Here is a 24,570-nt window from a genome sequence, read left to right as displayed (position 1 = left end):
AGTTTTCTTGTATTTATAATAACTTAAAAATATTCTAGGCTTCATTTGCAACAAATTGCTCTTCTTCTGTAGAACCATGCAATGCTGTAGTTGAAGAAATACCACCAGAAATGGCTTGCGAAACTTCATCAAAATACCCAGTGCCTACTTCTCGTTGATGACGTGTGGCAGTGTAACCGTATACTTCACTATCAAATTCCGCCTGTTGTAGTTTTGAGTAAGCAGCCATACCATTTTCTTTGTATGTTCGGGCCAATTCAAACATGCTGTGATTGAGTGCATGGAAACCAGCAAGTGTTACAAATTGAAATTTATATCCCATGGCGCCAATTTGCTGTTGGAATGTCGCGATAGTTTCTTCATCTAATTTTTTTCTCCAGTTAAAAGAAGGTGAGCAGTTGTAGGCAAGTAACTTGCCAGGGAATTCGCGGTGAATCGCATCTGCAAACTTTTTGGCTTCATCTAAGTTTGGCTCAGAGGTTTCACACCAAATGAGATCAGCATATGGGGCATAGGCCAATCCACGTGCGATCGCTGCATCAATCCCACCGCGCAATCGGAAAAATCCTTCTACTGTACGCTCCCCAGTAATAAACTCCTGATCTCTTGGGTCGACATCACTCGTGATAAGGAATGCGCCATTGGCATCTGTGCGAGCCACAATCAGAGTAGGAACATCCATAACATCTGCTGCTAAACGTGCTGCGATAAGGTTACGAACGGCTTGTGCAGTAGGGATTAACACTTTTCCACCCATGTGACCGCATTTCTTTTCAGATGCGAGTTGATCTTCAAAATGTACAGCTGCAGCACCAGATTCAATCATTGATTTCGTTAATTCAAAGACGTTTAATGGACCGCCAAATCCTGCTTCACCATCTGCAACGATTGGTACAAACCAGTCTGTTTCAGATCGTCCTTCTTGCCAATCAATCTGGTCAGCACGTTGCAATGCTTGGTTAATACGTTTGACAACATGAGGAACACTGTTCGCTGGGTATAGACTCTGATCTGGATACATCTGTCCTGAAAGGTTTGCGTCTGCTGCGACTTGCCATCCACTGAGATAGATCGCTTTTAATCCTGCGCGTACTTGTTGTACTGCTTGGTTTCCTGTAAGTGCACCGAGTGCAGGAATGTACTCTTCTGTATGCAACAGATGCCACAATTTTTCAGCACCCTTACGTGCTAAAGTGTGTTCGATGGATAGTGATCCGCGCAAGCGCATCACGTCCTCAGCAGAATATGTTCTTGTAATCCCTCGCCATCTCGGTTGCTCATCCCAATTTTTCTCTAAATTCGCCACTAATTTTTGTAACATGTGTGTTAACCCCTCTCCAAAATCACCCTGTTATTTCACCCGATCTGTGTGCTACTATGTTCTATTTTTTATAACTGTATTATAACACGGTTAAACGGCATATTGGCAAGAGTTAAATTTGTCTGAAATGTGACAAAGAATTTATGTAGTCTCTGTATTCCTATTTATAAAAAGTTGAGTAACTATTCATCGATTTCTGGTATGATGACATCAGTATTTTAATGTAGGGAAATGAGCACGTGGAGGAAGTGTTGCAGGTTGATGAATTCTAGCTTTCGGACGATTGTGTTTGATGGAGAGAAACTCCAGTTAATTGACCAAACAAAATTGCCAGCAGAACTTTGTTATCTTGTGGTTAACGATGAGCAAGATGCATTTCAAGCTATTCGATCGATGAAAGTGCGGGGGGCCCCGGCGATTGGAATGACGGCAGCATATGGACTGTATTTAGGGCTTAGAAAACACGCACATAAAGATCATGAAGTATTTTATAAAGAGTTGTATGTACAATCAGTATATTTGAAGAGTGCTCGTCCGACGGCAGTTAACTTAGCATGGGCTGTGGACCGTATGGTTGCTGTTGCACAAAGACATCCCAATGATTTGGTTGCTACGACGTTAGAACGGTTGAAGAGCGAGGCTGAGTCCATTCAGGATGAAGATGAGCGTGCATGTAGGGCGATGGGCGTACATTTGCTTGAATTTATAAAGGAAGACATGGGAATCCTTACACATTGCAATACTGGCGCACTTGCTACAAGTCAATACGGGACGGCGCTTGCGGGATTTTATGTGGCACATGAAGAAGGAATTACCATTCATGTATACGCTGATGAGACGCGGCCTGTATTACAAGGTGCACGGTTAACTGCATGGGAATTGCAAAGAGCTGGTATTGATGTCACGTTAATCTGTGACAATATGGCAGCTACAGTTATGGCTCAAGGGAAGATTCAGGCCGTGATGGTTGGGGCCGATCGAATAGCTGCAAATGGAGATACAGCAAATAAAATTGGAACACATCAGGTGGCTATCTTGGCTAAACATTTTCACATTCCATTCTATGTGGTCGCGCCATGGTCAACGATTGATCCGAAAACTCAATCGGGTTTAGATATTCCGATAGAAGAGCGCTCAGCACAAGAGGTCATTGAGTGGGGAGGAATACAGACTGCGCCCAAAGATATACATGTATACAACCCAGCGTTCGATGTTACACCGCACGAATTGATTACAGCCATCGTTACTGAAAAAGGAACGTATCATCCTCCTTTTAAGTTCTTGTAAGTAATACATGCTGTACAAAGATACTGAAGGGGGCTCTTTTGCTTGGCTAGAAAGATTTCAACAGCCCTGTTGCAAGAGGGAATGTTGCTGGGACGAACTTTGTATGATAAGACAGGGCGCATTTTACTGCAGCAGGGGCAATCCATTAAGAGTACATATATTGAAAAAATTAAACAACAATTCCCGTACATATACATAGATGATGAATTATCTGAAGGGATCACTTATGAAGCGATAGTTTCAGAGGAAACAAGAGCACAGGTGATTCACACGATTTCTGAGAGATGGAACTTTTGGAAAAGTGAAGGAAGTTCATTTGATCGTATTGCGCTTGGCCAGCAGTTTACAAAGGATTTGCGAGCACATGTAGGAACGTTAGTGGAAGTACTCGAGAATACAACAATCATTCGTGAAGATCTGGCTGCTGTGGCAAGCTATGATCAAGGGACATATGTGCATTCGATGAATGTTGCCATTTATAGTTTGATTTTAGGACATGCATTAGGCATGACACACGCAATGTTACTTGATTTGGGAACAGGTGCGATGTTACACGATATAGGGAAGTTGTGGGTTCCTGAAAGCGTCTTAAATAAGACGGATAAACTAACTAAACCAGAGTGGGAGATCATGAAAAGCCATGCGACATGGGGACATCAGGCACTGAGTCGACAACATGAGCTATCTTATCTTGTGGCACATTGTGCATATCAGCACCATGAGCGGATAGATGGGAGCGGGTACCCTCGGGGATTAAAAGGTGATCAAGTTCATATTTTTGGTAAAATTATAGCGGTTGCTGATGTTTATGATGCGATGGTCATGCATCGCTCATATCGAGCGGGTATGGTCCCTGCACAAGTGATGGAGTATTTGTTTAGTCAAGCTGGAATTGCATTTGATCTTGATTTAGTCTCTATTTTTAGCAAACGGGTTGCACTATACCCACTGGGAACGAGTGTTACGTTGAGTGATGGGAGAAGCGGTATTGTTGTGTCAATCTATGATCAAATCCCATTGCGGCCAGTTGTTCGTATTGTTCAAGACGAGTTAAAAGAAGGTGCATTACAAGAGGATGTAGACTTGACAAAACAATTGAATCTTACCATTGCGCAATCAGAAAATGCTGCAGTTATAGATTTGATTGATTAAATGTCTCTGGAGTGTCTCTTTGACGTGATTGCCAATCGAATATAATAAGGTATACTAAAGATGAATGGTTTCGTTCTAAAAGCCTGTTCAAAAAGGGGGCAGGTAAGACCCGCGCAGTGCAAGGAAGCAAGCCAAGAATGTGGACTGAGCGTACGTTTTGGGTACGTGAGGGAGCGTTCTTGGCGCTGACGCTGCCATGCGCCGGGGAGTTCTGACCCCTTTTTGAACAACCTCTCTAAGTATGTACAGATGATGGTGCTTATATTTTATCAAGAGGTGACATGACAGTGGAAAAACATCGCGTAATGATATTAGGGACTGGACCTGCGGGACTCACAGCGGCTATTTATGCGGCGCGTGCTAATTTAGAGCCTTTTGTAATTGAAGGCAATGAACCTGGTGGACAATTGACCTTAACAACAGAAATTGAAAACTTTCCAGGTTTTGAAGAAGGAATTATGGGACCTACTTTGATGGATCAGATGAGGAGACAAGCACAGCGTTTTGGTGCGAAATTCTATACTGGGTATGTTACAGATGTTGATTTAAGCAAACGGCCCTTTACAGTTACCGTAAATGGTGAGGAGAAGTTTGAGGCTGAAGCCTTGATTATTTCAACAGGTGCATCGGCTAAACTGCTTGGAATCGATGGAGAAACAGAGATGATTGGACACGGAGTGTCTACTTGCGCTACCTGTGATGGGTTTTTCTTTCGGGGTAAGCGAATTATTGTAGTTGGTGGCGGAGATTCTGCGATGGAAGAGGCGACTTTTCTAACCAAGTTTGCTTCTGAAGTAACGATTGTTCATCGTCGTGATTCACTACGTGCATCAAAAGTCATGCAAGATCGAGCTCGTCAAAATCCTAAAATTAAGTGGGCTTTAAACTCAGCGCCACAAGCAGTCGTAACTGATGGCAAAAAAGTTACAGGTCTTTCTGTTAAAGATTCTACGACAGGAGAAGAGCGTGTCATTGAAACAGAAGGAATTTTTGTAGCCATTGGACATTCACCAAATACAGCATTCTTAAATGGTCAATTGGATGCTAATGCGGTAGGTTATATTAACACTAATGGCGTTACTACTGAGACAAATGTTGTTGGCGTTTTTGCATGTGGAGATGTAGCAGATTCTCATTATCGCCAAGCAATTACTGCAGCTGGATCAGGTTGTAAAGCAGCTATGGATGTAGAAAAGTTTCTTGAGGGATCAAGCGTTCAGGACTGGGCAACTACAGCGCAATCGTAAGATTCACTTGTTTTAAAAGGAGGATGGGTGTCTGCGATCATGCAGACACCCATCCTCCTTTTTGTGATTTTTATTTGAATGAAGCACCAACGATAAGTCCGATGAATAGGAGAAACCCAAATCGTATTAAGGTAAGGGATGTGGCTTTAAATGCACTCTGCAATTGCGTGGAATTTTTTGCTTGTGTAAACATGCTTCTAATTCGTGCGCTAAATGGATAAGCCAGTAATGCTACTAAACTAAACGGGGTAAGCGTCTTTGTGATGACGAGAATAACAAGTATGAGATAGGAGATGATGAATACCGAGTTCAACAGTGTGATGGCACGTGTGCGTCCAAGAATCACAGGGAGCGTCTTGCGTCCACCGGGACGATCATGCTCAAGATCGCGTATATTATTGGCAAGAAGAATGGCTCCAATGAGAAGGCCGATGGGAATGGATGCAACGGCTGCTGTGATGGAGAGTGTGCCAGCTTGTATAAAATAGCTAATTAAGACAATGATAGGACCCATCAATACCCCTGCGGTAATTTCACCAAATGGCGTATATGAAATAGGGCGTGGGCCACTTGAGTAGAGATACATAAAGACCATACTAAGGATACCCGTTACTGCTACCCATATGGATGTGGACATTGCGATATAGACACCAAGGAGGAGCGAAATAGCGATAGTAATAAAAAATATAGTGAGTACTGTTTTGGGTGCAACACCATCGCGTACGATCGTTCCTGAAATGCCAACCATTTCTTTTGTATCTAGGCCGCGTTTAAAATCAGCGTATTCGTTAATCATGTTGGCTGCAGCTTGAATGAGAAGGGCTGCGACAAGCATCGCAATAAAAAGTCCTGTTCGAAGCGGAGTGTGTTGTAATGCAAGACCTGTTCCAACAAGGACAGGTGTCAGCGAGGCTGTAAGAGTGGGGGGGCGCATTAATCGCCATAAAATTCCGAACCAATGAGAGAACATGACAAAACCTACTTTCTAATGAAATCGAAATTACGATAACATGTCTTGGACATTCCTACAAGTCGTATATAGGAGTAACGATCTTGGCACAGACTGATGAGTCTGTTATACTTTTGACTTAGAGACTTACCGGTCTGCTCATACTGATTGAATAGGGAGTTGTGATGCATGATGATAACATGGGAAAAAGTTTATGACTACGAGGATATTATTTATGAAAAAGCAGAGGGTATCGCAAAGATAACAATTAATCGTCCAGAGGTTCGCAATGCATTTCGGCCAAAGACAGTCGCCGAACTTAGTGATGCCTTTAATAGGGTGCGTGATGACTCTGAGATTGGGGCGGTTATTTTTACAGGACAGGGAGATAAAGCGTTTTGTTCTGGGGGAGATCAACGTGTTCGCGGACAAGGCGGGTATGTAGGTGAAGATGAAATACCGCGGCTCAATGTGCTTGATTTGCAACGACAAATTCGTACACTTCCAAAGGCAGTTATCGCTGCTGTGGCAGGATATGCGATAGGCGGAGGACACGTATTGCATTTAGTGTGCGACTTAACGATCGCGGCTGACAATGCTGTATTTGGACAAACAGGGCCACGCGTTGGGAGTTTTGATGCTGGTTATGGAACAGGACTTATGGCACGGACAGTTGGCACAAAGCGGGCTAAAGAGATCTGGTTTTTATGTCGCCAGTATTCAGCGCAAGAAGCGTTTGACATGGGACTTGTTAATAAAGTTGTACCACTTGCTTCACTAGAGGAAGAAGCAGTTGATTGGGCGCGTGAGATTCTAGCGAAGAGTCCGATGGCCATTCGGTTTTTAAAAGCATCCTTCAACGTGGATACAGATGGGCTAGCAGGGTTACAACAAATGGCTGGCGATGCAACCATGATGTATTACATGACAGAAGAAGCGCATGAGGGTAAAAATGCATTTTTAGAGAAACGCACGCCTGATTTCGGGAAATTCCCTCGACTTCCCTAACATGCAAACTTTAAAGTGAGCGGGGTGTGGTTCATGGCGATAGAAGCTATGCTTGCGCATGCAGTAGATCAACGTGTGCCAGATTGGCTGGATCGACAACGCATATCCAATAAATTGGCTATTGAGTTTCAAGGTAAACAGTGGACATATCGTCAACTGTATGAACGTGCGGGACTTTTCGCGGGAACATTGAAGAGCCTTGGCATTATGCCTGGGGATCGCATTGCCTTACTTGCGCGGCACGGTCTTGTGTTTGCAGCGACGGTTCACGGTGTGATTCAACGAGAAGGCATTCTTGTCCCGCTAAATACGCGTTTACAACCTGTTGAGTTAGCTTTTCAGTTACATGATGCACGTGTAAGCATCTTGGTTTTTGATTCCGCGCACAGGGAACTTGCTATGCAAACAACAAAAGCACTTATGGAATTACAAGATGCACCTCCACTTCATTTGGAATTAAATGGAGAACGCTGGGACGATCAGGTAACGCCTGTGTACAGGGAATACATTGATCTAAAGGCAACGCAGTGTATCATGTATACTTCGGGTACAACAGGCTTACCAAAGGGAGCGTTAATCTCCTTTGGCAATCATCTGTGGGGGGCACTTGGATCGGCCATTCGTCTTGGTGTGCAGCCAAATGATCGCTGGCTAACTCCGCTCCCTTTATTTCATGTGGGTGGGCAATCTGTATTGCTGCGAAGTGTCATCTATGGCACAACTGCGATGATTCATGCGAGTTTTGATCCTGTAGAGGTGAATCGGGCGATAGATGAAGATGGCGTTACGCTACTATCTGTTGTGCCTGCTATGTTAACACAGATGCTTCGCGCAAAGACAAAAGCTTACCCTACGACACTTCGAAATATCCTTTTAGGTGGGGGCCCAGCGGCGCGCTCTCTTTTAGAAGTTTGCGTAAAAGAAAATGTACCAGTGTCTCAGAGTTATGGTTTAACAGAATCTAATTCTCAAGTAGCTACACTCGGTCTAGAAGATAGCTTGCGCAAGTTAGGTTCAGCAGGTCAGCCATTAGCATTCACAGAAGTGCGCATCATGGGTAAAGATGGACTTGTGCCTTCGTATCAGGAAGGCGAGATTATTTTACGTGGACCTACTATTGTTTCAGGATATGCCCATAACCCTAAAGCAAACGAGCAAGCGTTTCGCGATGGTTGGTTTTATACTGGTGATATTGGATACGTTGACGATGAGGGGTATCTGTTTGTACTTGATCGGCGTGCGGACTTAATTATTTCCGGTGGTGAAAATGTGTATCCTGCGGAAATAGAGGCTACTTTGCTAACGCACGAAGATGTCGTTGAAGCAGGTGTTGCTGGGATGGCTGATGAGCGATTTGGCCAAATTCCTTTTGCGGTTGTCACTTTGAGAGCTGGTGCAACATTGAATCAAGAGGCGCTAGAAGAGTATTGCAGACAGCGCTTGGCAGGATATAAAGTGCCAAAGCGCATCGTGACAGCAGATGCATTGCCGCGCAACGCATCTGGTAAGTTGTTGCGAAGGGAGCTACACTCATGGCTATAGATCAAGGGAAAATACAACGACTATGGACGGAACAAGATGAAGAGAGATTGATCTCTACTGTGACTCGCGCAAAAATGCAAGCTATGGACTCTGGAGTAACAGCTATTGCGTGTGTTCAGATTCGCTTTACTAGAGAGTTTGATTGGATTGATTCATTTGAACAAAATCAACTGAATGTAGATTTTCAAGTGCTTTGGCACGATGCTGATCAACCATTTGGACATATGTTAGCGGTTGGCACAACTGTGAGTCAGATGTGGCAGGATGCAACTGTGTTAGATGATATTCGGTCATACTGGAGTAGCGTAAATAAACAATTGGTCGGAGAAGATGCTACTCACGTGCAGTTTTTTTGTGAGCTTGCTTTTGATCCACGTGCACCGCGCGATGACGTGTGGAGTATGTGGCCAAGTGGCCTATTTACTCTGCCGCATTTACTTTTTCGCGACGATGAGCATGGGACCACATTATTAATGACTGTTGCAGTGACACATGAGATAGACGTCCAAAGCGAGGTAGAGTTGCTTTCGCGCGAAGTACAGATGTTATGTGAAAAAAAGGGTTTCAAAAGTCGTGTCAAAGAAGCAGAGGATCGTGTTAAAGTAGTCAATCCAACGCTAACCTCGACGGATCGCTTAGTATTTCAACGGGCAGTAGCAGATGTCTCGGAAAAGATAACACAAGGTAAGTTTGCAAAAGTGGTATTAGCACGTCGTGTTGTCCTTCAACGAAAGCAATCTTTTTCTATGGGAACTGCTTTACGTGATTTGCAAATGCGGTATCGTAGCGGTGTGTTGTTTGCTGTCATGTGGAAGAATCAAATATTTATGGGTGCGACACCGGAGCGTCTCGTGCAAAGTACAAACGGCCATATCCAAATTGATTGCTTAGCAGGGACAACCATACGTGGTCAAGACGAACAGGCAGATCGCGAGCTAGCTAGAAATTTGCTTGAGAGTTCTAAAGATCGCAATGAACATGCGCACGTTTTAAATGGTATCGTACAAGATGTTCAAGATATTGTTCGTAATCTCACATTTCCCGAAATACCTGTTATTCGCCAACTTGCCAATGTACAACACTTGTATACACCTGTTTCCGGGGATATTTCACATGAGAGCACTGTGCTTGACTTAGTGTTACGGTTACATCCAACCCCAGCTGTTGCTGGTTTGCCAAAACGTGCAGCAATGCAAGAAATTCGCTCACAAGAGGGGATGGATCGCGGCTTCTATGCGGGTCCTCTGGGCTTCATGGATGTAAAAGGTGATGGAGCTTTTAATGTAGCATTGCGTTGTGCATTGATCGATGATCAGCAAGCGGTGCTCTTTGCAGGTGCAGGAATTGTGTCTGATTCCAATCCGTTAGCAGAGTTTGCTGAAACTAAATGGAAGTTATTGCCTATGCAAACGGCGTTAGAGCAGGAGTGAAATATATGTCAATCAATCCCCATTTAGATGTTGTTACAGCGTTTGTTTCGGAACTTGCACAGCTTGGAGTGAAGCATGTCTGTATATCTCCTGGTTCTAGATCCACACCGCTTACTATTTCTTTTGCTCGGCATGGTGAATGTAAGACGTGGACATTACTTGATGAACGCTCTGCTGCATTTTTTGCGTTAGGACTCGCGCGTTCATCTGGAGAACCAGTTGTTCTAGTCTGTACCTCGGGAACTGCTGCGGCCAATTACTTGCCAGCGGTGGTAGAAGCGCGGTATAGTCGCGTACCGCTCATCGTACTTACTGCTGATCGTCCAACAGAATTAAGAAATGTAGGAACCAATCAAACCATCGAGCAAGTAGGGTTATATGGCGCACACGTTAAATGGAGTATAGAAATGCCTACTCCAGATGGAGCCAAGGAGCTGTTGGCGCATGCTCGGTCAACTGCTGCGCGTTCTGTTGCGATCGCACTATCTACACCCAAAGGACCTGTTCATATCAATTGGCCATTTCGTGAGCCGTTGTTGCCGCCGTATGAAGTACAAGATGAAGTAAACACACAGTTGCCAAAAGGGCTGCATATAGAGAGTGGGCAAAGACAGTTGACGGCATCAAGGCTAGAATATCTTGCTAAGATGCTCACATCGATAGAAAATGGTCTATTTGTTGTTGGACCACAGTTTCAACAAGAGTTAGCCGCTCCTTTGTTAGAAGTTGCGACTCGTCTACAGTTTCCAGTTCTGGCAGATCCCTTATCGCAAATGCGCGCAGTTTCAGAAGAGGTGGATCTTACTTGTGTGGTAGATCGCTACGACACCTTATTGCGTCATAGCGATCTGATGCAGGGGGAGATATGGGACAAGTTAAAACCCGATGTCGTTATTCGTTTAGGGCAAGCACCTACGTCTAAAGTTTTGGGAGCATATCTTAGTAAGTTAGATGATGTGCGACAAATTGTAGTAGATGAGAGTGATGAGTGGAGAGATCCTCTGTTTCGGGCTTCTGAATTATGGCTAACAGATCCGGTTATCCTTTTTTCTGAGTTAAAAGAGTTGTTGCCACAACGTGAAACATCATTGTTTGCACAACATTGGTTATCGTTGAATGACAGTATAGAGAAGCGTCAAGTTTTTGAGGTAGAGCACATTGAGGAACAGTATGTAGGTGAGGATTTACCCCATTTATTTGAAGGGCGCATTTTTACAGAACTTGCACGTGTATTGCCACTTGATGCAAGATTATTTGTCGGCAATAGCATGCCAGTGCGCGATGTTGATTCTTTTTTTCCAAAGATGCATAAGTCACTCTTTATGTTGGCCAATAGAGGGGCAAGTGGCATCGATGGGATCGTATCAAGTGCGCTTGGGGCTTGCGCAGGAACTTCTAGAAAAACAGTATTGGTCATTGGCGATGTATCTTTTTATCATGATCTAAATGGCCTTTTAATAGCGAAACAATATCAGCTGGATTTGACGATTATCTTAGTGCATAACGATGGGGGAGGTATATTTTCCTTTCTACCGCAAGCTACACAAGAAGATGTTTTCCCATACTTTGAGACACCACATGGCCTTGAATTTCAATCGGTCATTGAGATGTATGGAGGCTCCTATCATCAGGTGCATACTTGGTCAGACTTCGAAGTCAAAATGAATGCGGCTATGGAGAATCATGGATTGCAAGTTCTTGAGCTACGTACGGTACGAGCATTGAATGTGGAGATGCATCGTAAAATATTCTCTGCCTGCAGGGATGTTTTATTGTGATAAGCACATCTTGTCATATAGTAGTTAATGATGTTTCTTATCATGTGCTTGACTTTACTAGTGGTGAAGTAGAGCAGGGAGAAGCACCAGTTGTTTTATTGCATGGATTTGCAGGTTCAGCAGAAGATTTTTTATTTCTTGGCGAATCACAATACGCGATTAATAAACGATGTTTGGCCATTGATGCACTGGGTCATGGTAAAACAGATATCATTTTGAATGCAAAGCGATATGGAATGACATATGTTATGAGAGATCTCGATTCCATACTCTCAACATTACAAATTCCAGTGATCGATCTTGTCGGATATTCAATGGGTGGTCGAATGGCACTTGCGTATGCACTCTTTGCGCCTTCTAGAATAGCAAAACTGGTATTAGAAAGTGCGTCGCCAGGTCTTCGTACACGTGAAGAACGAGAGGTTAGGTCACGCCAGGATGCAGAATTAGCAGAGCGTATCCAAAGGAATGGAATCGAGGAGTTCGTACGTTATTGGGAAAAAATACCTTTGTTTGCTTCACAACATCAAGTGCCAAACGAGCGTTTATTGAGACAAAAAAAAACACGCCTTTCACAATCACCTGATGGTTTAGCCTATAGTTTGCTTGGCGTAGGCACAGGAAGTCAAATGAGTTATTGGGATTTGGTTGGAAATATAAGGGCATCAACTCTTCTTTTTACTGGTCAATTAGATCATAAATTTACAAATATTGCGCAGGAAATAAGTGCTCTCATGTCATCTGTATCGATGATAGAGTGTCCTGACGTGGGACATAATGTACATTTAGAAAAACCTGAGTTTTTTAGCGAACGCTTGTTCTGGTTTTTGCATAACGTTAGATAATCATTCCAATGAAGCAAATGGCAAACAACAAAATGACAGTCGTCCATAATATATGTGTGACACCGATGATCGTTTGCTGATTGAGTGGTCGAATAGGATCGCCTAAGTAGGCTCGAAAGTGTGTACTTCCGTGATATCGATTTTCTCCGCCTAAGCGAACGCCAAGAATAGCTGCACAGGCACTTTCGGGAATACCGCTATTCGGACTCGGGTGTTTTTTAGCATCCCGATGCACCATGCGAATTACTTTGGCTGGAGTAGAATGCAAAAAAAGTGCGGCCAAAGCTAAGAGAATGAGCGTGATTCGTGCTGGAATCATATTGAGCACGTCATCGATACGAGCACTAGCATATCCAAAATCTAGATAGCGATCATTTTTATAACCAAATAAAGAATCAAGAGTATTGGCTGCTCGATACAGCAGGGCGAGCGGTGCACCACCTAAAATCCCAAAAAATAACGGTGATACGACTGCGTCTACGATGTTTTCTGCTATCGTTTCCACGGTTGCACGAACCAGCTCTGGTTCATCAAGATGATCTGTTTCCCTGCTAACGATATATCCTGTATACATTCGCGCATCAGAGAGATTTCCTTCTTGTAGTGGGCGTAACACTCTTTTTCCCGCTTGATCTAGCCCTTTTGCAGCGATGGTCGTCGAGAGTAGCCATACATTTAGCGCAATGCCAAGCCATGGATTGACCAAATGGGCAAGCCAAATGAAATATGCGGTAGCCGTATAAACAATGGCTAAAACAGCGAATGCCAAAATAGTACCTCGAATGCGTTTCGATAAAGCGGAGGATGTTTGTGCGTACAACTTATGTTCTATAAAATGTGCTAGGCGTGCGATCCAGATCACAGGATGAGTGAAAAATGTGGGGTCTCCGACAACGGTATCAATGAGTAAGCCACCAATTGCTGCTTCAAAGTGTAAAGGAATCATAGGAGTCATAGACAGTATCAACCTTATAATAAGGCGCAGACTGATGTTTGCGCCTTATGTATTTACATAGTGAAAACGGTATAGATGTGTAAAATCAGTTATTTTTTACGGCGAACAGCGAAATAAATGCCTAATGCGACGATGACTATCGCAAGCAGTACCCAACGAATTACATGGTGATGTGTAGCAACCAAATCTGCAACCTCCTTTTGATGAATTCTTGTCAACTATACTATGAATTGATAGGGTTGTCAGTAAAGATTTTTAGGGTGGTTAACCTTCCAGCGTACTTTGGTGTGGTGATGGGTACGCTGGAAGGGTTGATGACTGCGGTTCTGTTATATGGATTGGGTTGTTTCTAGCATTTCTTTTAGTAGTTGTGCGAGAGGATGTGATTCTACTGAGGTGATGTGGTTGACTTGATCCACATGCACGACTTTGGATATGGTAGATTCGTATTCTTTATCGTCGATGATGCCAAGTGAGAGAATAATGACAAGATCGCTTGGTTGAAATAAACGTGCCGGAGGGCCATTTAAACAAACGGTACCAGATCCAGCTTCAGCAGGTATAGCATATGTCTGCCATAGTGTGGCGTTTGCAACATTGGTGACTTGGACCATTTCATACGGGCGGATGTTGGCTGCAAGAAGTAAATCTTGATCAATAGTAATACTCCCCACGTAATCTAATCGTGCTTCTGTGACTGTTGCCCGATGAATCTTACCCTTACACACTGTACGCATCATGGAATGTTACCTCCTCCTACATAGTAAAGCACCCATGGACATTTCAAGTTTCAGTGTATCACAGAGTGTGCTTGTCACTCGAGATTGTCATCTCTATTTCTCTATAGAATGGTTCTATTCACTCATTGATCGATCTTGTCATATCGTATTGAGGATTGGCAGGGTATTCACGCTGTTGAATCAGGATCTTTACATGGAGGCGTTTGGGAATGTTTAGTGGGCTATCCCATTTGGCTTGTTCAACATGTGACAAAACGTATGGCACGGAGTTCCGCAGACAAATGTGTGAGTGTGGTTCACCACTTTTTGTGCAATATGACATGGACTCCTTAAAACGAGAATGGACACGCGATCAGTTGGCGGAAAGAAAGCAGGGTATGTGGCGATATCACGAATTACTTCCAGTTACTCACCCTGACTACATGATCAGTATGAATGAGGTCATGACACCTCTAATGACACTGCCTAATATTTCGAAAGATATGGATGTCCCCTTGTTACTAGTTAAAGATGAAAGTGTACTTCCCACAGGAACGTTTAAGGCTCGTGGAGCATCTGTTGGCATTTCTCGCGCTAAACAGTTAGGTGTAAAGGAGATTGCACTCGCCACCAATGGGAATGCAGGTGCAGCATGGGCCGCATACGCAGTGCGCGCTGGCATGAAATCGCTCATCGCGATGCCCACATCAGCTCCGCGAGTACCCTATCTTGAAACGTGTTATACAGGTGCAGATGTGAGATTACTCGAAGGGACCATTGCAGAGGCAGGAATATTCGTAGCAGATTATGTGTTGCAAACGGGCGCTTATGAAGTGTCAACATTTAAAGAACCGTATCGATTAGAAGGTAAAAAGACCATAGGATTTGAGTTAGCTGAACAATTATCATGGAAAGTTCCTGATGTGATTGTCTTTCCTACTGGGGGCGGAGCAGGTGTGGTTGGCATCTACAAAGCGCTAGTAGAACTACAGTCACTAGGCTGGATTGAAGAAGGTCGATTTCCGAAAATGGTGGTCATTCAAGCAGAAGGTTGTGCGCCACTCGTAAGAGCATATGAGAGTGGCGAAAAAGTATCTACTTATTATGAAAATGCCGAAACTATCGCTTACGGTATGCGTGTGCCAAAATCGCTTGCTGATGCCCACATCCTATCCATTATTGCAAAGACAGAAGGGATCGCTTACGCAGTTTCTGATGCGGATATACGTAAAGAACGCCAAAACATAGTGCGTCTTGATGGGTTTCACGCATGCCCAGAGGGGGCAGCTGCATTGGCAGGTGTTCGTAAGTTGCGTGAGATCGGGTTTATTAAAGCGAGTGAGCGAGTGGTCAGTATTAATACAGGTAGCGGGTTAAAGTATGTAGATCAAATTGACTGCGCTGTACAGACGGCACAGGAAAAGATCTAAGTCATCTTGCGTCCTCTGCTACGAGGCCAGTCCTAGGTATGGAGAAAACAGAAAAATCTTCAGCAAGATAGGTGTGCTCAAAAATAGCTCTTGCCTCTTGTAGCAGAGGGTGATCAGTAGACTGTGCTTCATAGCGTGCGCTTATATGTGTCATGATGAGTGTAGAGACGTGCGCATGTACAGCTAGTTCTGCTGCTTGTGCCGCAGTAGAATGCATACTGATTTGTGCGAGTTGACGTTGTTCATCTGAAAATGTAGCTTCATGTACCAAAACATCTGCACATTGTGCTAACTGTAAAGAAGCTGCACAAGAAATAGTATCACCTAAAATGACAATTTTTCTACCGCGAATGGGTGGATCAACAAATTCTTTGCTAAGCATGATTTGACCATCAGGCAAGCGTATATCATACCCACGTTTCAGTTGGCCGTATAGCGGTCCTTCAGGAATACCTGCAGATTGGGCGAGATCTCTATGAAATCGACCAGGCCTTTCATGTTCAAGCAAAGCATAACCGAAACTTTTCACACCGTGTACAAGTTGTCTTGCCTCCACTGTCATATGGGCATTCTCAAGGATAACTCCATCTTGTTCGATCTCATGAATAGTAAGGGGGAATCCTAAAGTCGTTTGTGTTGCGTCCAATACACAAGTCAAAAAGGACCGTAGCCCTGGCGGCCCGAAAATCATGAGTGGCTCAGTCACGCGCGCTTGCATCGAGCGACTGCCTAATAATCCGGGCAAACCAAGGATATGATCTCCATGTAAATGTGTAATAAAAATGTGGTTGACATGCGCTACGCTATGTCTTGCACGTGCTAGTTGTTGTTGAGTGCCTTCTCCACAGTCAAATAACCATATCTCTGAACCTTGGTCAAATGTTAATGCTGTGCATGAGACATTGCGTTTTGGTGTGGGTGCCCCAGCGCCAGTCCCTAAAAATAGCAGTTGAATATTCCACGCGCCCTTTCGTTAGGAATCTTTTCCTATAGCATATATCCTACGAAATACTACGGGAAATTGCAAAGGGAGAGTTATTTTTAAAGTGATCTATGATTGAGTTATCATAGTGGTCGTTTCCCTGAATCAGAGTCAGTGATCCTTTCTTTGGCAATTTTGCGCCGAGCAATATAGTAGTTAACTGTAAGGCCTGCTGCGACCATGGCCGCACCAACTGTGATCACCCATTGTCCAACTGGCATCATCCAGTCTGCCCATAGTGTTAAATTTTGAATGTCTTCTTTAGTTGGCTCCGGTTTATTTGGAGGCATCTACCACCACTCCTCATAATCCAGTGATGATCATACACATACAACTTATGATATGAACAGAAGTAAGAAATGATCGTGGCATATATGGGGGTGAGGTAAAGGAGTACAAGCTGATAGGACCTCTTTGAAGAATGTGATCCAGCACTTGCAATGGGAACATCATCGCTCTGAACTGCTGGGGCAGTTCATGAAGTGATAACTGACTGCCCATGTTTTTTGTCAAACCATAGTAATATGGGGAAAAGTACGACACAAAGGACGATGACTGGTGCGCTTGTCCATTGTGCGGCATCCCAGTGGAAGAGAAATCGTGGACTATCCCCACGGAGCATTTCTAAGAGAAATCGCTCTATATTATAAAGAATCGTTTGAAAGAGAAAAATCCATCCGCGTGGCCAGCGTTTTAGCTTCAAGATGAGCAAGATGGCGAAAATAAGTACATCGCCCTGACCTTCCCACACTTCTGCAGGCCAAAGCGGTTGATCACCATAGGTGGCACGCGCTAGGGTGTTTTTGGGATACAGTAATCCAAAGTCGCCTCCAGTTGGCGAACCAAATGCATCTCCGTTCATTAGGTTGGCATCGCGGCCGATGCTTTGTCCCAAGATAATTCCTGGAGCAAATAAGTCTGCAAGTTCCCAAAAATGCAGGTCGTACTTGCGGATATAAATGAAACCCACAATCAGACTACCCACAATACCACCTTGAATGGATAAACCACCATGCCAGATAGCTACAATCTGCCCTGGATGCAGTCGATAGTATCCCCAATCAAAAAAGAATACCTGCCAAATGCGAGAACCAATCAGTCCACCGATAAATAACAATGGGCCAAGGTTTACAATATGTTCAATGAGATCTGATTTTCCCTCGTTTTTTGCAAAATATACAGTTACCCCAAGTCCAAGTAAAAAGGCCAGAAGAAATAAGGTACTATAGGCCCTTACAGGGAAATGGCCAATAAAAAACCAATATTGGTGCATAGTAAACCTCCCTAATCTATTCCATTATATCACAATGTGTGCAATGTAATGAATAAGTGAAGTTCGTCACAAGTTGTAGATTCTGTCTAGAAGCGTATAATGAAGTGCGTATAATGGGTGTAAAATCTTTCGGCTTTGGAGGGATTTATATGACGGACGGGCATTTTATTGAAGGTTTAGAAGATGTTGTCGCCTTATCTTCTGAGATTTGTTTTATTGATGGGGACGAGGGTCGGTTGGTTTATCGAGGCTACGATATTCACGACCTTGTGAAAGGATCTGCCAGTTTCGAGGAAGTTGTTTATCTTTTGTGGCATGGTGAATTGCCGACAAAAGAGCAGTTGAGCGATTTTGATAAAGAACTTCGTGCAAATCGCGCATTAAATAAAGAAGTATTGGCTGCATTAAAGATGATGCCAAAAGATGGTAATGTCATGGAAATGCTTCGGACGCTCGTTTCACTTGCTGGGTTGTACGATCCAGATGATCAAGATAATTCGTATGAAGGTAGTATTAAAAAAGCTACGCGACTTGTTGCACAGATGAGCACGATGGTCGCTTCTATTGAGCGTTATCGAAGTGGGCAGGAGATTCTTTTGCCAAATGAACGATTAAACCATGCAGCTAACTTTTTATATATGTTACAAGGTAAAGAACCTGATGAATATACGGCGCGCGCATTTGAAATCGCCCTCATTCTTCATGCTGACCACGAATTAAATGCATCGACCTTTGCTGCGCGTGTTACTGCGGGTACTTTGTCAGATATCTACTCAGCAACGGTTTCTGCCATTGGAGCGTTAAAAGGTCCACTTCACGGTGGGGCAAATGAACAAGTTATGCTCATGTTAAAAGAAATTGGCGAGCCAAGTAAAGCACCTGAATGGATCAAAGATGCTCTTGCTAAGAAGCGACGCATTATGGGATTTGGTCATCGTGTATATCATACGGAAGATCCGCGCGCTACACATTTGAGGGAAATGTCCAAAGAAATCGGTGAACGTGAAGGAAATACCACTTATTATGAAATGTCTCGCATTGTGGAGCAAGCAGTAAAAGAACAAAAAGGTCTTTATCCAAATGTGGACTTTTACTCTGCATCTACGTACTTTATGATGGGAATTCCGATTCACGTGTTTACACCTGTGTTCGCGGTGAGTCGAATTTCTGGTTGGACTGCTCATGTGTTAGAACAGTATCGTAATAATCGTTTGATTCGCCCACGGGCTGAGTATGTTGGCATCAAAAGGCGCGCCTATATTTCCATGTCAGAACGTTAATCTCCAATATGTGTCAGACTAGACTCCTTCAATACGGGCAAAATACTACCATGAAGGAGGTGGTAAGCGTGGCACAAGGACAAAAATCCAACACGCTACTTGTTAAAAGCGCCAGTCGGGCGCTCGATCAATTGAAGTATGAGGTGGCAGGAGAACTAGGTATTCAGCCGCCGCAAGATGGATATTGGGGTACCATGACAACTCGTGATACGGGTTCGATTGGTGGCCATATCACCCGCAAATTAGTTGCATTAGCGGAGCAACAATTAGCAGGTCGACAGTAAGTAGCTTGTCACAATTGCAAATTGACTTATTCCAAAGCCCCCGCATCGCGGGGGCATCATTAATTGTATGAGTCCAAATCAAAAAGAAGATCGCACCACGGCGACCTTCTTTTTGATTTGGACAATACTCTGTTAGTGTAATTGGGTTTGTTCGGAAATACCACTAAGTGCTTCGCCAGCCTCATCTACATGAATATCAACAACAGCTAGATCTCCTAGTGCGCATATACCCACTAACTTTCCGTTGTCGACAACAGGTAGTCGACGAATTTGTTTTGTGGCCATCATTCTCGCAGCATCGTGTGCATCTGTATCTGATGACACGGTGACTGGATTTTTTGTCATGCAACTACTCACTGTCATCGAATGACTATCCGAGCCAGTGGCAATGCATTTGGTAACGATATCGCGGTCTGTGATGATACCGGACAATTTTCCGCCCGAAACAACAGGGACAGATCCGACGTTCTGACTGCTCATCTGTTTTGCTACTTCAGTTATCGTTGTGGATTCGTTACATGTCAAAACGTTTGTTGTCATCAGATCGCGTATAAGCATAAAATGATCCCCTCCTTCAATTGTGAATGCAGAGATAGTGTGTGCTAGTTCACGATGATTTACGCGATATACGAGACCAGAATAATGATCCAACTCCGTAAAACCCCCAAATGCCTGTAATGACATGTAACCCATTATCAAGTGGGAGTGGTGTTGTTTTGAACCACTGAGGATACAGTGTACCGGTTAGTCCCCAAACCGTAAGGGTAGCTCCTGCAAACAAGTTATAGTAACGATGATACGTGTTATTGCTTGATCGCGATATGGTTAATCCAGTGAGTCCAATGGCGAAACTGGCTATTGTCGCCGATGTAGAAAAGTGCAGCATGTGCCAGAGATTGTCTGTAAACAGGCTAGTAATAGCTACAACTAAGTAAATCCAACCTGTAGTACGAGCATAATTTTTTTCTGGCGATGTTTTGGGAAGATTGGTATCGGAAACCGTTTCATCTGTCATATCGTTCGCCACCTTTCTTTAATGATTGGACAAGGATACATTGCCACATATATACGATTGCAAGAGGGGACATATGACTGTCAGAACAGGACATTCTAAAAAGAGAATGACGAAAGGGGCGGGTTAGATGACTGAAAAAAAGGCTCCATGGCGAGATACTCCACTTGATCATTGGTCGACAGATGTAGATCCCGCAATTATGGCAAGTGACGTATGGGTCGGTAAAGGAGACCCAGGCGTGGATAAAGCGGTGACAGAAGATACTATTGCAGGATTACAGACAAATATGACGGTGGATCGTTTTATGCATCCACAACATGATGTGGAGGGGCAGGATTAAGCAATATATATTTGGAGATGACCGAAGGGTCATCTCCAAATATATATTGCTCTATAGAGCATCCTCCTCTAAAATGGAATGGATTAGAGTTTACTATTCATGAACATGGAGTGGCAAAGAGAGGACAATATAGAGTGAAACAGCAGCGCTACGGGGTAGGAAATATACTATTTGTCCTATTGATTGCGGGTTCCGGCGCTTTCGTCGTTTTATTAATGGGCGTAGTTCTTGGTGAACTTCTTATACATGCGTGGCCGGCAATGATCAAGTTTGGTCCAAGTGTTTTATGGGCAACAGTATGGCGTCCCAGTGACCAGTTATTTGGGATGTGGCCGTGGATAGAAGCAACTGTGATCAGTTCATTGATTGGAGTGGTGCTAGCCACGGTCGTTGGCACAGCGACAGCCCTCGTAATTACGCGGATGCGACTTAGATGGTTACGGAGACTTTCTTCTGCACTTGTGCAGTGGTTGTCACTAATACCTAGTGTGATCTTTGGATTGTGGGGGCTTACATTTATTGCACCAATAGTATCACTTACTATGAGGCATCAATCGATTCTCCTAGCAGTACATCATACTGATGGCGAAGGACTGTTACTTGCTGGCTTAACATTAGGTGCGATGCTTATACCAACGATTGTTGCAGTGACTCGTGAAACGCTTATGGCAGTACCTACGAGTATAGTGGAGGGAGCGTTAGCGCTTGGTCTTACGATCAATGAAGCAACGGTCGAAGTCATCCTGCCTTATGCAAGACGCGGTATTTTTGGTGCCGTTTTACTGGCGTTGGGACGAGCTTTGGGAGAAACGGTTGCAGTTGTCATGGTGATTGGAAGTGAGCCACAGATAGCTACTTCTTTATTTTCCAAAACGGATACGTTAACAAGTGTGATTGCAACACAGTGGAATCACGGCCATGGGCAGTTTAGTCATTCCGTCCTATTTGAGGCTGGATTGCTACTTTATATATGCACCTTTATCTTTTACACAGTGGCTCGAATGTATGTGCCTAAAACACTTGCTGCAGCGAGACTTCAACTATGGTAAAGATACATCTTTATGGTCTGCGCAGAAAATTTAAAAATTCTATGATTTCTATCTTTATTATCCTGCTTACTATATTGAGTGTCTTTACGTTGATAAGTATTGTAGGTAATGTTCTTTATTTAGTGATGAGACCATTGTTTGCGAGTGGTATCTTCAGTCAAACTGCATTAGATGATGTTCATTTTGCTGTACATATTATTATGGAAACTTTATCATTGCTTTCTATAGCATTGATCATCTCAACGTTACTTGCTCTCGGCAGCGCATTTTTAATCACTGAATATGGAACATCTTTTGTTATTCGTACGATTCGTTTATTTATTGATGTACTAGCGGGTATGCCAGGTATCTTAATTGGTATGAGTGTATATGGAATAGGACTCATCGATAGAGGATTCATTATATGGCAAATGATTGTGGTAGCTCTTATTGTTTTTCTTGCTCCAAAATTAGCAAAAGGATTTGCACAAATATTTTCGGGAATCCCTTTGCATTATCGTGAAGCTGCTTATGCAATTGGAGCCAGTAGAATACAAGTGATTTTTCGGATTTTATTACCTATGACAAAAAGGGCACTGATTGCAAGTGTTTTTTTGGGGATTGCTCGGACGATTGGAACGGTTGCACCAGTCATGTTATTTGGAACGCCAATTCATTTCTTATCTTTAGACATTTATCACACAGCAATAACAGGACAATTGAATCAAGCTGCAATCAGTTCATTTTTTCTACTTACTATTGTATTTGTTCTCTACACTATCGCAGCGTGGTTAGATCAGAAGATCATTGAATAAAAAGGAGAACAGGTATGGGTGAAACTTTATATGCCAAGGACGTATCAGCATGTTTTGGGACGCAAGAGGTGTTGCATAAAGTGTCTCTCTATATGCCTTCCAATTCTGTAACTGCTATCATCGGTCCACCGGGTAGTGGCAAATCTACATTTATTCGTTGTCTTAATCGATTACATGAAACGGCGACTCGAGCAACGATGTCCGGACAGGTGCTACTTGGAAAAGAGAATGTTTATGATCTTAATCCAATATTGGCTCGACAAAAAATTGGAATGGTTTTTGCCGAGCCCAATCCATTTCCCACGATGTCTATCTTTGAAAATGTGGCGATAGGCATACGATTAAGGGATGGAAAACGTCTCAAACATCTTTCAGATGAAGTAGAACATTCACTTGTCATTGCTAATCTGTGGTCTGAAGTAAAAGATCGTTTATATGAGTCTAGTGGCAAGCTTACGCTCGGCCAACAGCAAAGATTGTGTATGGCACGAGCTCTTGCACTTAAACCAGATGTTTTATTGCTTGATGAGCCTGCATCTGTTTTAGACCCTTTTTCTACATTGCGAATTGAGGAACTGATTGATCAATTGCGAGAGCACTATACGATTGTCATCGTGACTCATAATCTGCAACAGGCTGCACGTGTAGCTAATCGTACCGCTTTTTTTCTAGCTGGTGAGATGATTGAAGAGAGAACAACGACGGAATTATTTACCACACCTAATGATAAACGAACAGAGGATTACGTAACAGGTCGATTTGGCTGATCTTTTGTTTCCTTTTTGGGTGGGTTAATGACTGTTTGTGAATTTTTTTCCCACCTCTTTAATAGTGGATAAGGATCAAACGCCCATTCGGTAGTCCCCGTGTCTTTATAAATACCAAAGTGCAAATGCGGTGGGAATTTTCCGGATGTTCCAGGCTTTCCGTATCCGCTACTCCCTACATAACCGAGCACTTGTCCAGGACGAACGATCATACCTTGATGAATTCCTCTAGCATAAGATGATAAATGAGCGTAATAAAAATACGTATTGTCTGCACTGCGAAGCCCTATTCTCCATCCGCCAAGGCGATTCCATCCAATTAATTCAATATAGCCATAACATGTACTAAGTACAGGAGTTCCATAACTTGCAAAGATGTCTGTACCTTCATGAGAACGTCGTCCACCAAAATTACGTCCTTCACCCCACGTATCACGATAGGAATAGCTATAGCGTTTGTGTAACGGGAAAGTGCGTTCGGACAATTGCGTAGTACCGAAATATTTAAAAACATGGCTTAAAGCAACAATACGTTCGACAGCTGTTCCGTTTTCAAAGTGCTTCCATAGTTGATTGCTTTGATCTTGTTCAGTTGTACCACCTTGATGAAGCCATGCTGCAATGGCAGAGACTCTGTCATAAGGATTGTTCTGATCTGCCTTACCATCTTGATCACCATCTAAACCGCGTCCTTCAAATAAAATAATGCGCTTTGCATTCTCATCATTTTGTACTGGATTAAACAGACCTTGCCATTCTTGCTGTGTAAAACGGTATCCAGTCACCTCGATCGGAACGCCTTTCGCTCGAATAACTCCTGCAGGTGGCTTTGTTGTTGCACCATAGACATCAAGGCCTGCCAAGAGAGACCAATGTACGCCATATTGAGAAGATGCATGCGAATACCACTTAGGAATATGTTGAGTGTCCTTTGGGGCAGAATTTTCTGTTTGAGCGTTGACAGTTGCAGGTGTCATCACGATGAGGATGCCCGTTAACATCCATATCCACGTTTTTGCACATGCGTTTTTTGAGAGTTGAAGAAAACCATTGATCAAATGATGTCACCTACCTTATGGGCGTTCGTCTGTTATAGTGTGCAAAAGTAACGCTGATTTCACGC

The 24,570-nt window shown here is 43.4% G+C and carries 25 protein-coding genes; 15 read left to right on the top strand and 10 right to left on the bottom strand.

The features are described 5' to 3' along the window. Nucleotides 1-34: 34 nt before the first annotated feature. Nucleotides 35-1,321: an isocitrate lyase gene (aceA, locus tag MM817_RS01875; protein ID WP_241711738.1), complete on the bottom strand. Its 1,287-nt coding sequence runs from the start codon at nucleotides 1,319-1,321 to the stop codon at nucleotides 35-37. A gap of 261 nt (nucleotides 1,322-1,582) precedes the next feature. Here aceA and mtnA point away from each other — a divergent pair, with 261 nt between their 5' ends. From mtnA to trxB, 3 genes are all read left to right on the top strand, one after another. Continuing rightward, a complete protein-coding gene (mtnA, locus tag MM817_RS01870; RefSeq protein ID WP_241711737.1) occupies nucleotides 1,583-2,608 on the top strand; it encodes an S-methyl-5-thioribose-1-phosphate isomerase in 1,026 nt (341 codons plus the stop codon). A gap of 42 nt (nucleotides 2,609-2,650) precedes the next feature. Next, nucleotides 2,651-3,760 (top strand): HD-GYP domain-containing protein, encoded by a 1,110-nt coding sequence (locus tag MM817_RS01865; protein ID WP_241711736.1) that lies wholly within the window; start codon nucleotides 2,651-2,653, stop codon nucleotides 3,758-3,760. A gap of 305 nt (nucleotides 3,761-4,065) precedes the next feature. Beyond that, on the top strand, nucleotides 4,066-5,007 hold the full coding sequence (trxB, locus tag MM817_RS01860) for a thioredoxin-disulfide reductase (RefSeq protein ID WP_272879671.1): 942 nt from the start codon (nucleotides 4,066-4,068) through the stop codon (nucleotides 5,005-5,007). 70 nt (nucleotides 5,008-5,077) lie between these two features. On the opposite strand, the gene MM817_RS01855 is transcribed toward trxB, so the two are convergent. Continuing rightward, complete coding sequence (locus tag MM817_RS01855) at nucleotides 5,078-5,977, bottom strand: 1,4-dihydroxy-2-naphthoate polyprenyltransferase (RefSeq protein WP_241711734.1); 900 nt, start codon at nucleotides 5,975-5,977, stop codon at nucleotides 5,078-5,080. Nucleotides 5,978-6,145: 168 nt separating this feature from the next. Here MM817_RS01855 and menB point away from each other — a divergent pair, with 168 nt between their 5' ends. Genes menB through menH form a run of 5 tightly spaced genes read left to right on the top strand, consistent with a single transcriptional unit; the run spans nucleotide 6,146 to nucleotide 12,559 of the window. Further along, a complete protein-coding gene (menB, locus tag MM817_RS01850; protein ID WP_241711733.1) occupies nucleotides 6,146-6,964 on the top strand; it encodes a 1,4-dihydroxy-2-naphthoyl-CoA synthase in 819 nt (272 codons plus the stop codon). 33 nt (nucleotides 6,965-6,997) lie between these two features. Then, nucleotides 6,998-8,506 (top strand): o-succinylbenzoate--CoA ligase, encoded by a 1,509-nt coding sequence (gene menE, locus MM817_RS01845; protein WP_241711732.1) that lies wholly within the window; start codon nucleotides 6,998-7,000, stop codon nucleotides 8,504-8,506. Beyond that, entirely contained in the window at nucleotides 8,497-9,936 is a 1,440-nt protein-coding gene (locus MM817_RS01840) for an isochorismate synthase (RefSeq protein WP_241711731.1), read from the top strand. The genes menE and MM817_RS01840 overlap by 10 nt, the downstream gene beginning before the upstream one ends. A 5-nt stretch (nucleotides 9,937-9,941) precedes the next feature. Further along, nucleotides 9,942-11,714, top strand: coding sequence for a 2-succinyl-5-enolpyruvyl-6-hydroxy-3-cyclohexene-1-carboxylic-acid synthase (gene menD, locus MM817_RS01835; protein WP_241711730.1), 1,773 nt, complete (start codon nucleotides 9,942-9,944; stop codon nucleotides 11,712-11,714). After that, a complete protein-coding gene (gene menH / locus MM817_RS01830) occupies nucleotides 11,711-12,559 on the top strand; it encodes a 2-succinyl-6-hydroxy-2,4-cyclohexadiene-1-carboxylate synthase (RefSeq protein ID WP_241711729.1) in 849 nt (282 codons plus the stop codon). Before menD ends, menH begins: the two co-directional genes overlap by 4 nt. Here menH and cbiB read toward each other — a convergent pair. Both cbiB and panD read right to left on the bottom strand, forming a co-directional pair. Continuing rightward, nucleotides 12,552-13,514, bottom strand: a complete 963-nt coding sequence (gene cbiB / locus MM817_RS01825; RefSeq protein WP_241711728.1) for an adenosylcobinamide-phosphate synthase CbiB — start codon at nucleotides 13,512-13,514, stop codon at nucleotides 12,552-12,554. The two genes, menH and cbiB, sit on opposite strands and share 8 nt — an antisense overlap. Before the next feature lie 329 nt (nucleotides 13,515-13,843). Next, nucleotides 13,844-14,254 carry an aspartate 1-decarboxylase gene (gene panD / locus MM817_RS01820; protein WP_241711727.1) on the bottom strand — a complete coding sequence of 137 codons (411 nt, stop codon included), beginning with the start codon at nucleotides 14,252-14,254 and terminating at the stop codon, nucleotides 13,844-13,846. A 209-nt stretch (nucleotides 14,255-14,463) separates the two neighbouring features. On the opposite strand from panD, the gene MM817_RS01815 reads away from it, so the two are divergent. After that, nucleotides 14,464-15,663, top strand: coding sequence for a threonine synthase (locus MM817_RS01815; protein WP_241711726.1), 1,200 nt, complete (start codon nucleotides 14,464-14,466; stop codon nucleotides 15,661-15,663). Nucleotide 15,664: 1 nt separating this feature from the next. Here the strand turns inward: MM817_RS01815 and rnz are convergent, their stop codons facing one another. The 3 genes from rnz to lgt form a co-directional block, all read right to left on the bottom strand. Further along, nucleotides 15,665-16,612: a ribonuclease Z gene (rnz, locus tag MM817_RS01810; protein WP_241712260.1), complete on the bottom strand. Its 948-nt coding sequence runs from the start codon at nucleotides 16,610-16,612 to the stop codon at nucleotides 15,665-15,667. 116 nt (nucleotides 16,613-16,728) lie between these two features. Further along, nucleotides 16,729-16,935, bottom strand: coding sequence for a hypothetical protein (locus MM817_RS01805; RefSeq protein WP_241711725.1), 207 nt, complete (start codon nucleotides 16,933-16,935; stop codon nucleotides 16,729-16,731). Nucleotides 16,936-17,120: 185 nt separating this feature from the next. Then, nucleotides 17,121-17,918: a prolipoprotein diacylglyceryl transferase gene (gene lgt, locus MM817_RS01800; protein WP_241711724.1), complete on the bottom strand. Its 798-nt coding sequence runs from the start codon at nucleotides 17,916-17,918 to the stop codon at nucleotides 17,121-17,123. A gap of 149 nt (nucleotides 17,919-18,067) precedes the next feature. Between lgt and MM817_RS01795 the strand changes: the two genes are divergently transcribed. Together MM817_RS01795 and MM817_RS01790 are read left to right on the top strand one after the other, a co-directional pair. Further along, nucleotides 18,068-19,198 (top strand): citrate synthase, encoded by a 1,131-nt coding sequence (locus MM817_RS01795; protein WP_241711723.1) that lies wholly within the window; start codon nucleotides 18,068-18,070, stop codon nucleotides 19,196-19,198. 68 nt (nucleotides 19,199-19,266) lie between these two features. Beyond that, entirely contained in the window at nucleotides 19,267-19,482 is a 216-nt protein-coding gene (locus tag MM817_RS01790) for an alpha/beta-type small acid-soluble spore protein (protein WP_109430220.1), read from the top strand. Between the two features lie 132 nt (nucleotides 19,483-19,614). Here MM817_RS01790 and MM817_RS01785 read toward each other — a convergent pair whose 3' ends face one another. Together MM817_RS01785 and MM817_RS01780 are read right to left on the bottom strand one after the other, a co-directional pair. Beyond that, nucleotides 19,615-20,040 (bottom strand): CBS domain-containing protein, encoded by a 426-nt coding sequence (locus MM817_RS01785; RefSeq protein ID WP_241711721.1) that lies wholly within the window; start codon nucleotides 20,038-20,040, stop codon nucleotides 19,615-19,617. A gap of 49 nt (nucleotides 20,041-20,089) precedes the next feature. After that, nucleotides 20,090-20,497 carry a hypothetical protein gene (locus MM817_RS01780; protein ID WP_241711720.1) on the bottom strand — a complete coding sequence of 136 codons (408 nt, stop codon included), beginning with the start codon at nucleotides 20,495-20,497 and terminating at the stop codon, nucleotides 20,090-20,092. 127 nt (nucleotides 20,498-20,624) lie between these two features. Between MM817_RS01780 and MM817_RS01775 the strand changes: the two genes are divergently transcribed. From MM817_RS01775 to MM817_RS01760, 4 genes are all read left to right on the top strand, one after another. Then, nucleotides 20,625-20,837, top strand: a complete 213-nt coding sequence (locus MM817_RS01775; protein WP_241711719.1) for a DUF3905 domain-containing protein — start codon at nucleotides 20,625-20,627, stop codon at nucleotides 20,835-20,837. 134 nt (nucleotides 20,838-20,971) lie between these two features. Beyond that, nucleotides 20,972-21,886 carry a phosphate ABC transporter permease subunit PstC gene (pstC, locus tag MM817_RS01770; protein WP_241711718.1) on the top strand — a complete coding sequence of 305 codons (915 nt, stop codon included), beginning with the start codon at nucleotides 20,972-20,974 and terminating at the stop codon, nucleotides 21,884-21,886. After that, nucleotides 21,880-22,680 (top strand): ABC transporter permease subunit, encoded by an 801-nt coding sequence (locus MM817_RS01765; protein WP_241711717.1) that lies wholly within the window; start codon nucleotides 21,880-21,882, stop codon nucleotides 22,678-22,680. The genes pstC and MM817_RS01765 overlap by 7 nt, the downstream gene beginning before the upstream one ends. Before the next feature lie 14 nt (nucleotides 22,681-22,694). Continuing rightward, a complete protein-coding gene (locus MM817_RS01760; protein WP_241711716.1) occupies nucleotides 22,695-23,447 on the top strand; it encodes a phosphate ABC transporter ATP-binding protein in 753 nt (250 codons plus the stop codon). Here the strand turns inward: MM817_RS01760 and MM817_RS01755 are convergent. Then, nucleotides 23,423-24,448 (bottom strand): M23 family metallopeptidase, encoded by a 1,026-nt coding sequence (locus tag MM817_RS01755; protein ID WP_241711715.1) that lies wholly within the window; start codon nucleotides 24,446-24,448, stop codon nucleotides 23,423-23,425. The genes MM817_RS01760 and MM817_RS01755 overlap by 25 nt on opposite strands. Nucleotides 24,449-24,570 lie beyond the last annotated feature (122 nt).

Source organism: Sulfoacidibacillus ferrooxidans (assembly GCF_022606465.1).
Lineage (GTDB): Bacteria > Bacillota > Bacilli > Alicyclobacillales > SLC66 > Sulfoacidibacillus > Sulfoacidibacillus ferrooxidans.
The sequence above is the reverse complement of the archived record's forward strand: the minus strand, read 5'-3'. Positions and strand labels throughout refer to the sequence as shown.

Coding starts and splice junctions, on each gene's coding strand:
- aceA (WP_241711738.1), bottom strand. CDS start 1,321: ATGTTACAAAAATTAGTGGCGAATTTAGAGAAAAATTGGGATGAGCAA.
- mtnA (WP_241711737.1), top strand. CDS start 1,583: ATGAATTCTAGCTTTCGGACGATTGTGTTTGATGGAGAGAAACTCCAG.
- trxB (WP_272879671.1), top strand. CDS start 4,066: ATGATATTAGGGACTGGACCTGCGGGACTCACAGCGGCTATTTATGCG.
- MM817_RS01855 (WP_241711734.1), bottom strand. CDS start 5,977: ATGTTCTCTCATTGGTTCGGAATTTTATGGCGATTAATGCGCCCCCCC.
- menB (WP_241711733.1), top strand. CDS start 6,146: ATGATGATAACATGGGAAAAAGTTTATGACTACGAGGATATTATTTAT.
- menE (WP_241711732.1), top strand. CDS start 6,998: ATGGCGATAGAAGCTATGCTTGCGCATGCAGTAGATCAACGTGTGCCA.
- MM817_RS01840 (WP_241711731.1), top strand. CDS start 8,497: ATGGCTATAGATCAAGGGAAAATACAACGACTATGGACGGAACAAGAT.
- menD (WP_241711730.1), top strand. CDS start 9,942: ATGTCAATCAATCCCCATTTAGATGTTGTTACAGCGTTTGTTTCGGAA.
- cbiB (WP_241711728.1), bottom strand. CDS start 13,514: ATGACTCCTATGATTCCTTTACACTTTGAAGCAGCAATTGGTGGCTTA.
- panD (WP_241711727.1), bottom strand. CDS start 14,254: ATGATGCGTACAGTGTGTAAGGGTAAGATTCATCGGGCAACAGTCACA.
- MM817_RS01815 (WP_241711726.1), top strand. CDS start 14,464: ATGTTTAGTGGGCTATCCCATTTGGCTTGTTCAACATGTGACAAAACG.
- MM817_RS01805 (WP_241711725.1), bottom strand. CDS start 16,935: ATGCCTCCAAATAAACCGGAGCCAACTAAAGAAGACATTCAAAATTTA.
- lgt (WP_241711724.1), bottom strand. CDS start 17,918: ATGCACCAATATTGGTTTTTTATTGGCCATTTCCCTGTAAGGGCCTAT.
- MM817_RS01795 (WP_241711723.1), top strand. CDS start 18,068: ATGACGGACGGGCATTTTATTGAAGGTTTAGAAGATGTTGTCGCCTTA.
- MM817_RS01785 (WP_241711721.1), bottom strand. CDS start 20,040: ATGCTTATACGCGATCTGATGACAACAAACGTTTTGACATGTAACGAA.
- MM817_RS01780 (WP_241711720.1), bottom strand. CDS start 20,497: ATGACAGATGAAACGGTTTCCGATACCAATCTTCCCAAAACATCGCCA.
- MM817_RS01775 (WP_241711719.1), top strand. CDS start 20,625: ATGACTGAAAAAAAGGCTCCATGGCGAGATACTCCACTTGATCATTGG.
- MM817_RS01765 (WP_241711717.1), top strand. CDS start 21,880: ATGGTAAAGATACATCTTTATGGTCTGCGCAGAAAATTTAAAAATTCT.
- MM817_RS01760 (WP_241711716.1), top strand. CDS start 22,695: ATGGGTGAAACTTTATATGCCAAGGACGTATCAGCATGTTTTGGGACG.
- MM817_RS01755 (WP_241711715.1), bottom strand. CDS start 24,448: ATGTTAACGGGCATCCTCATCGTGATGACACCTGCAACTGTCAACGCT.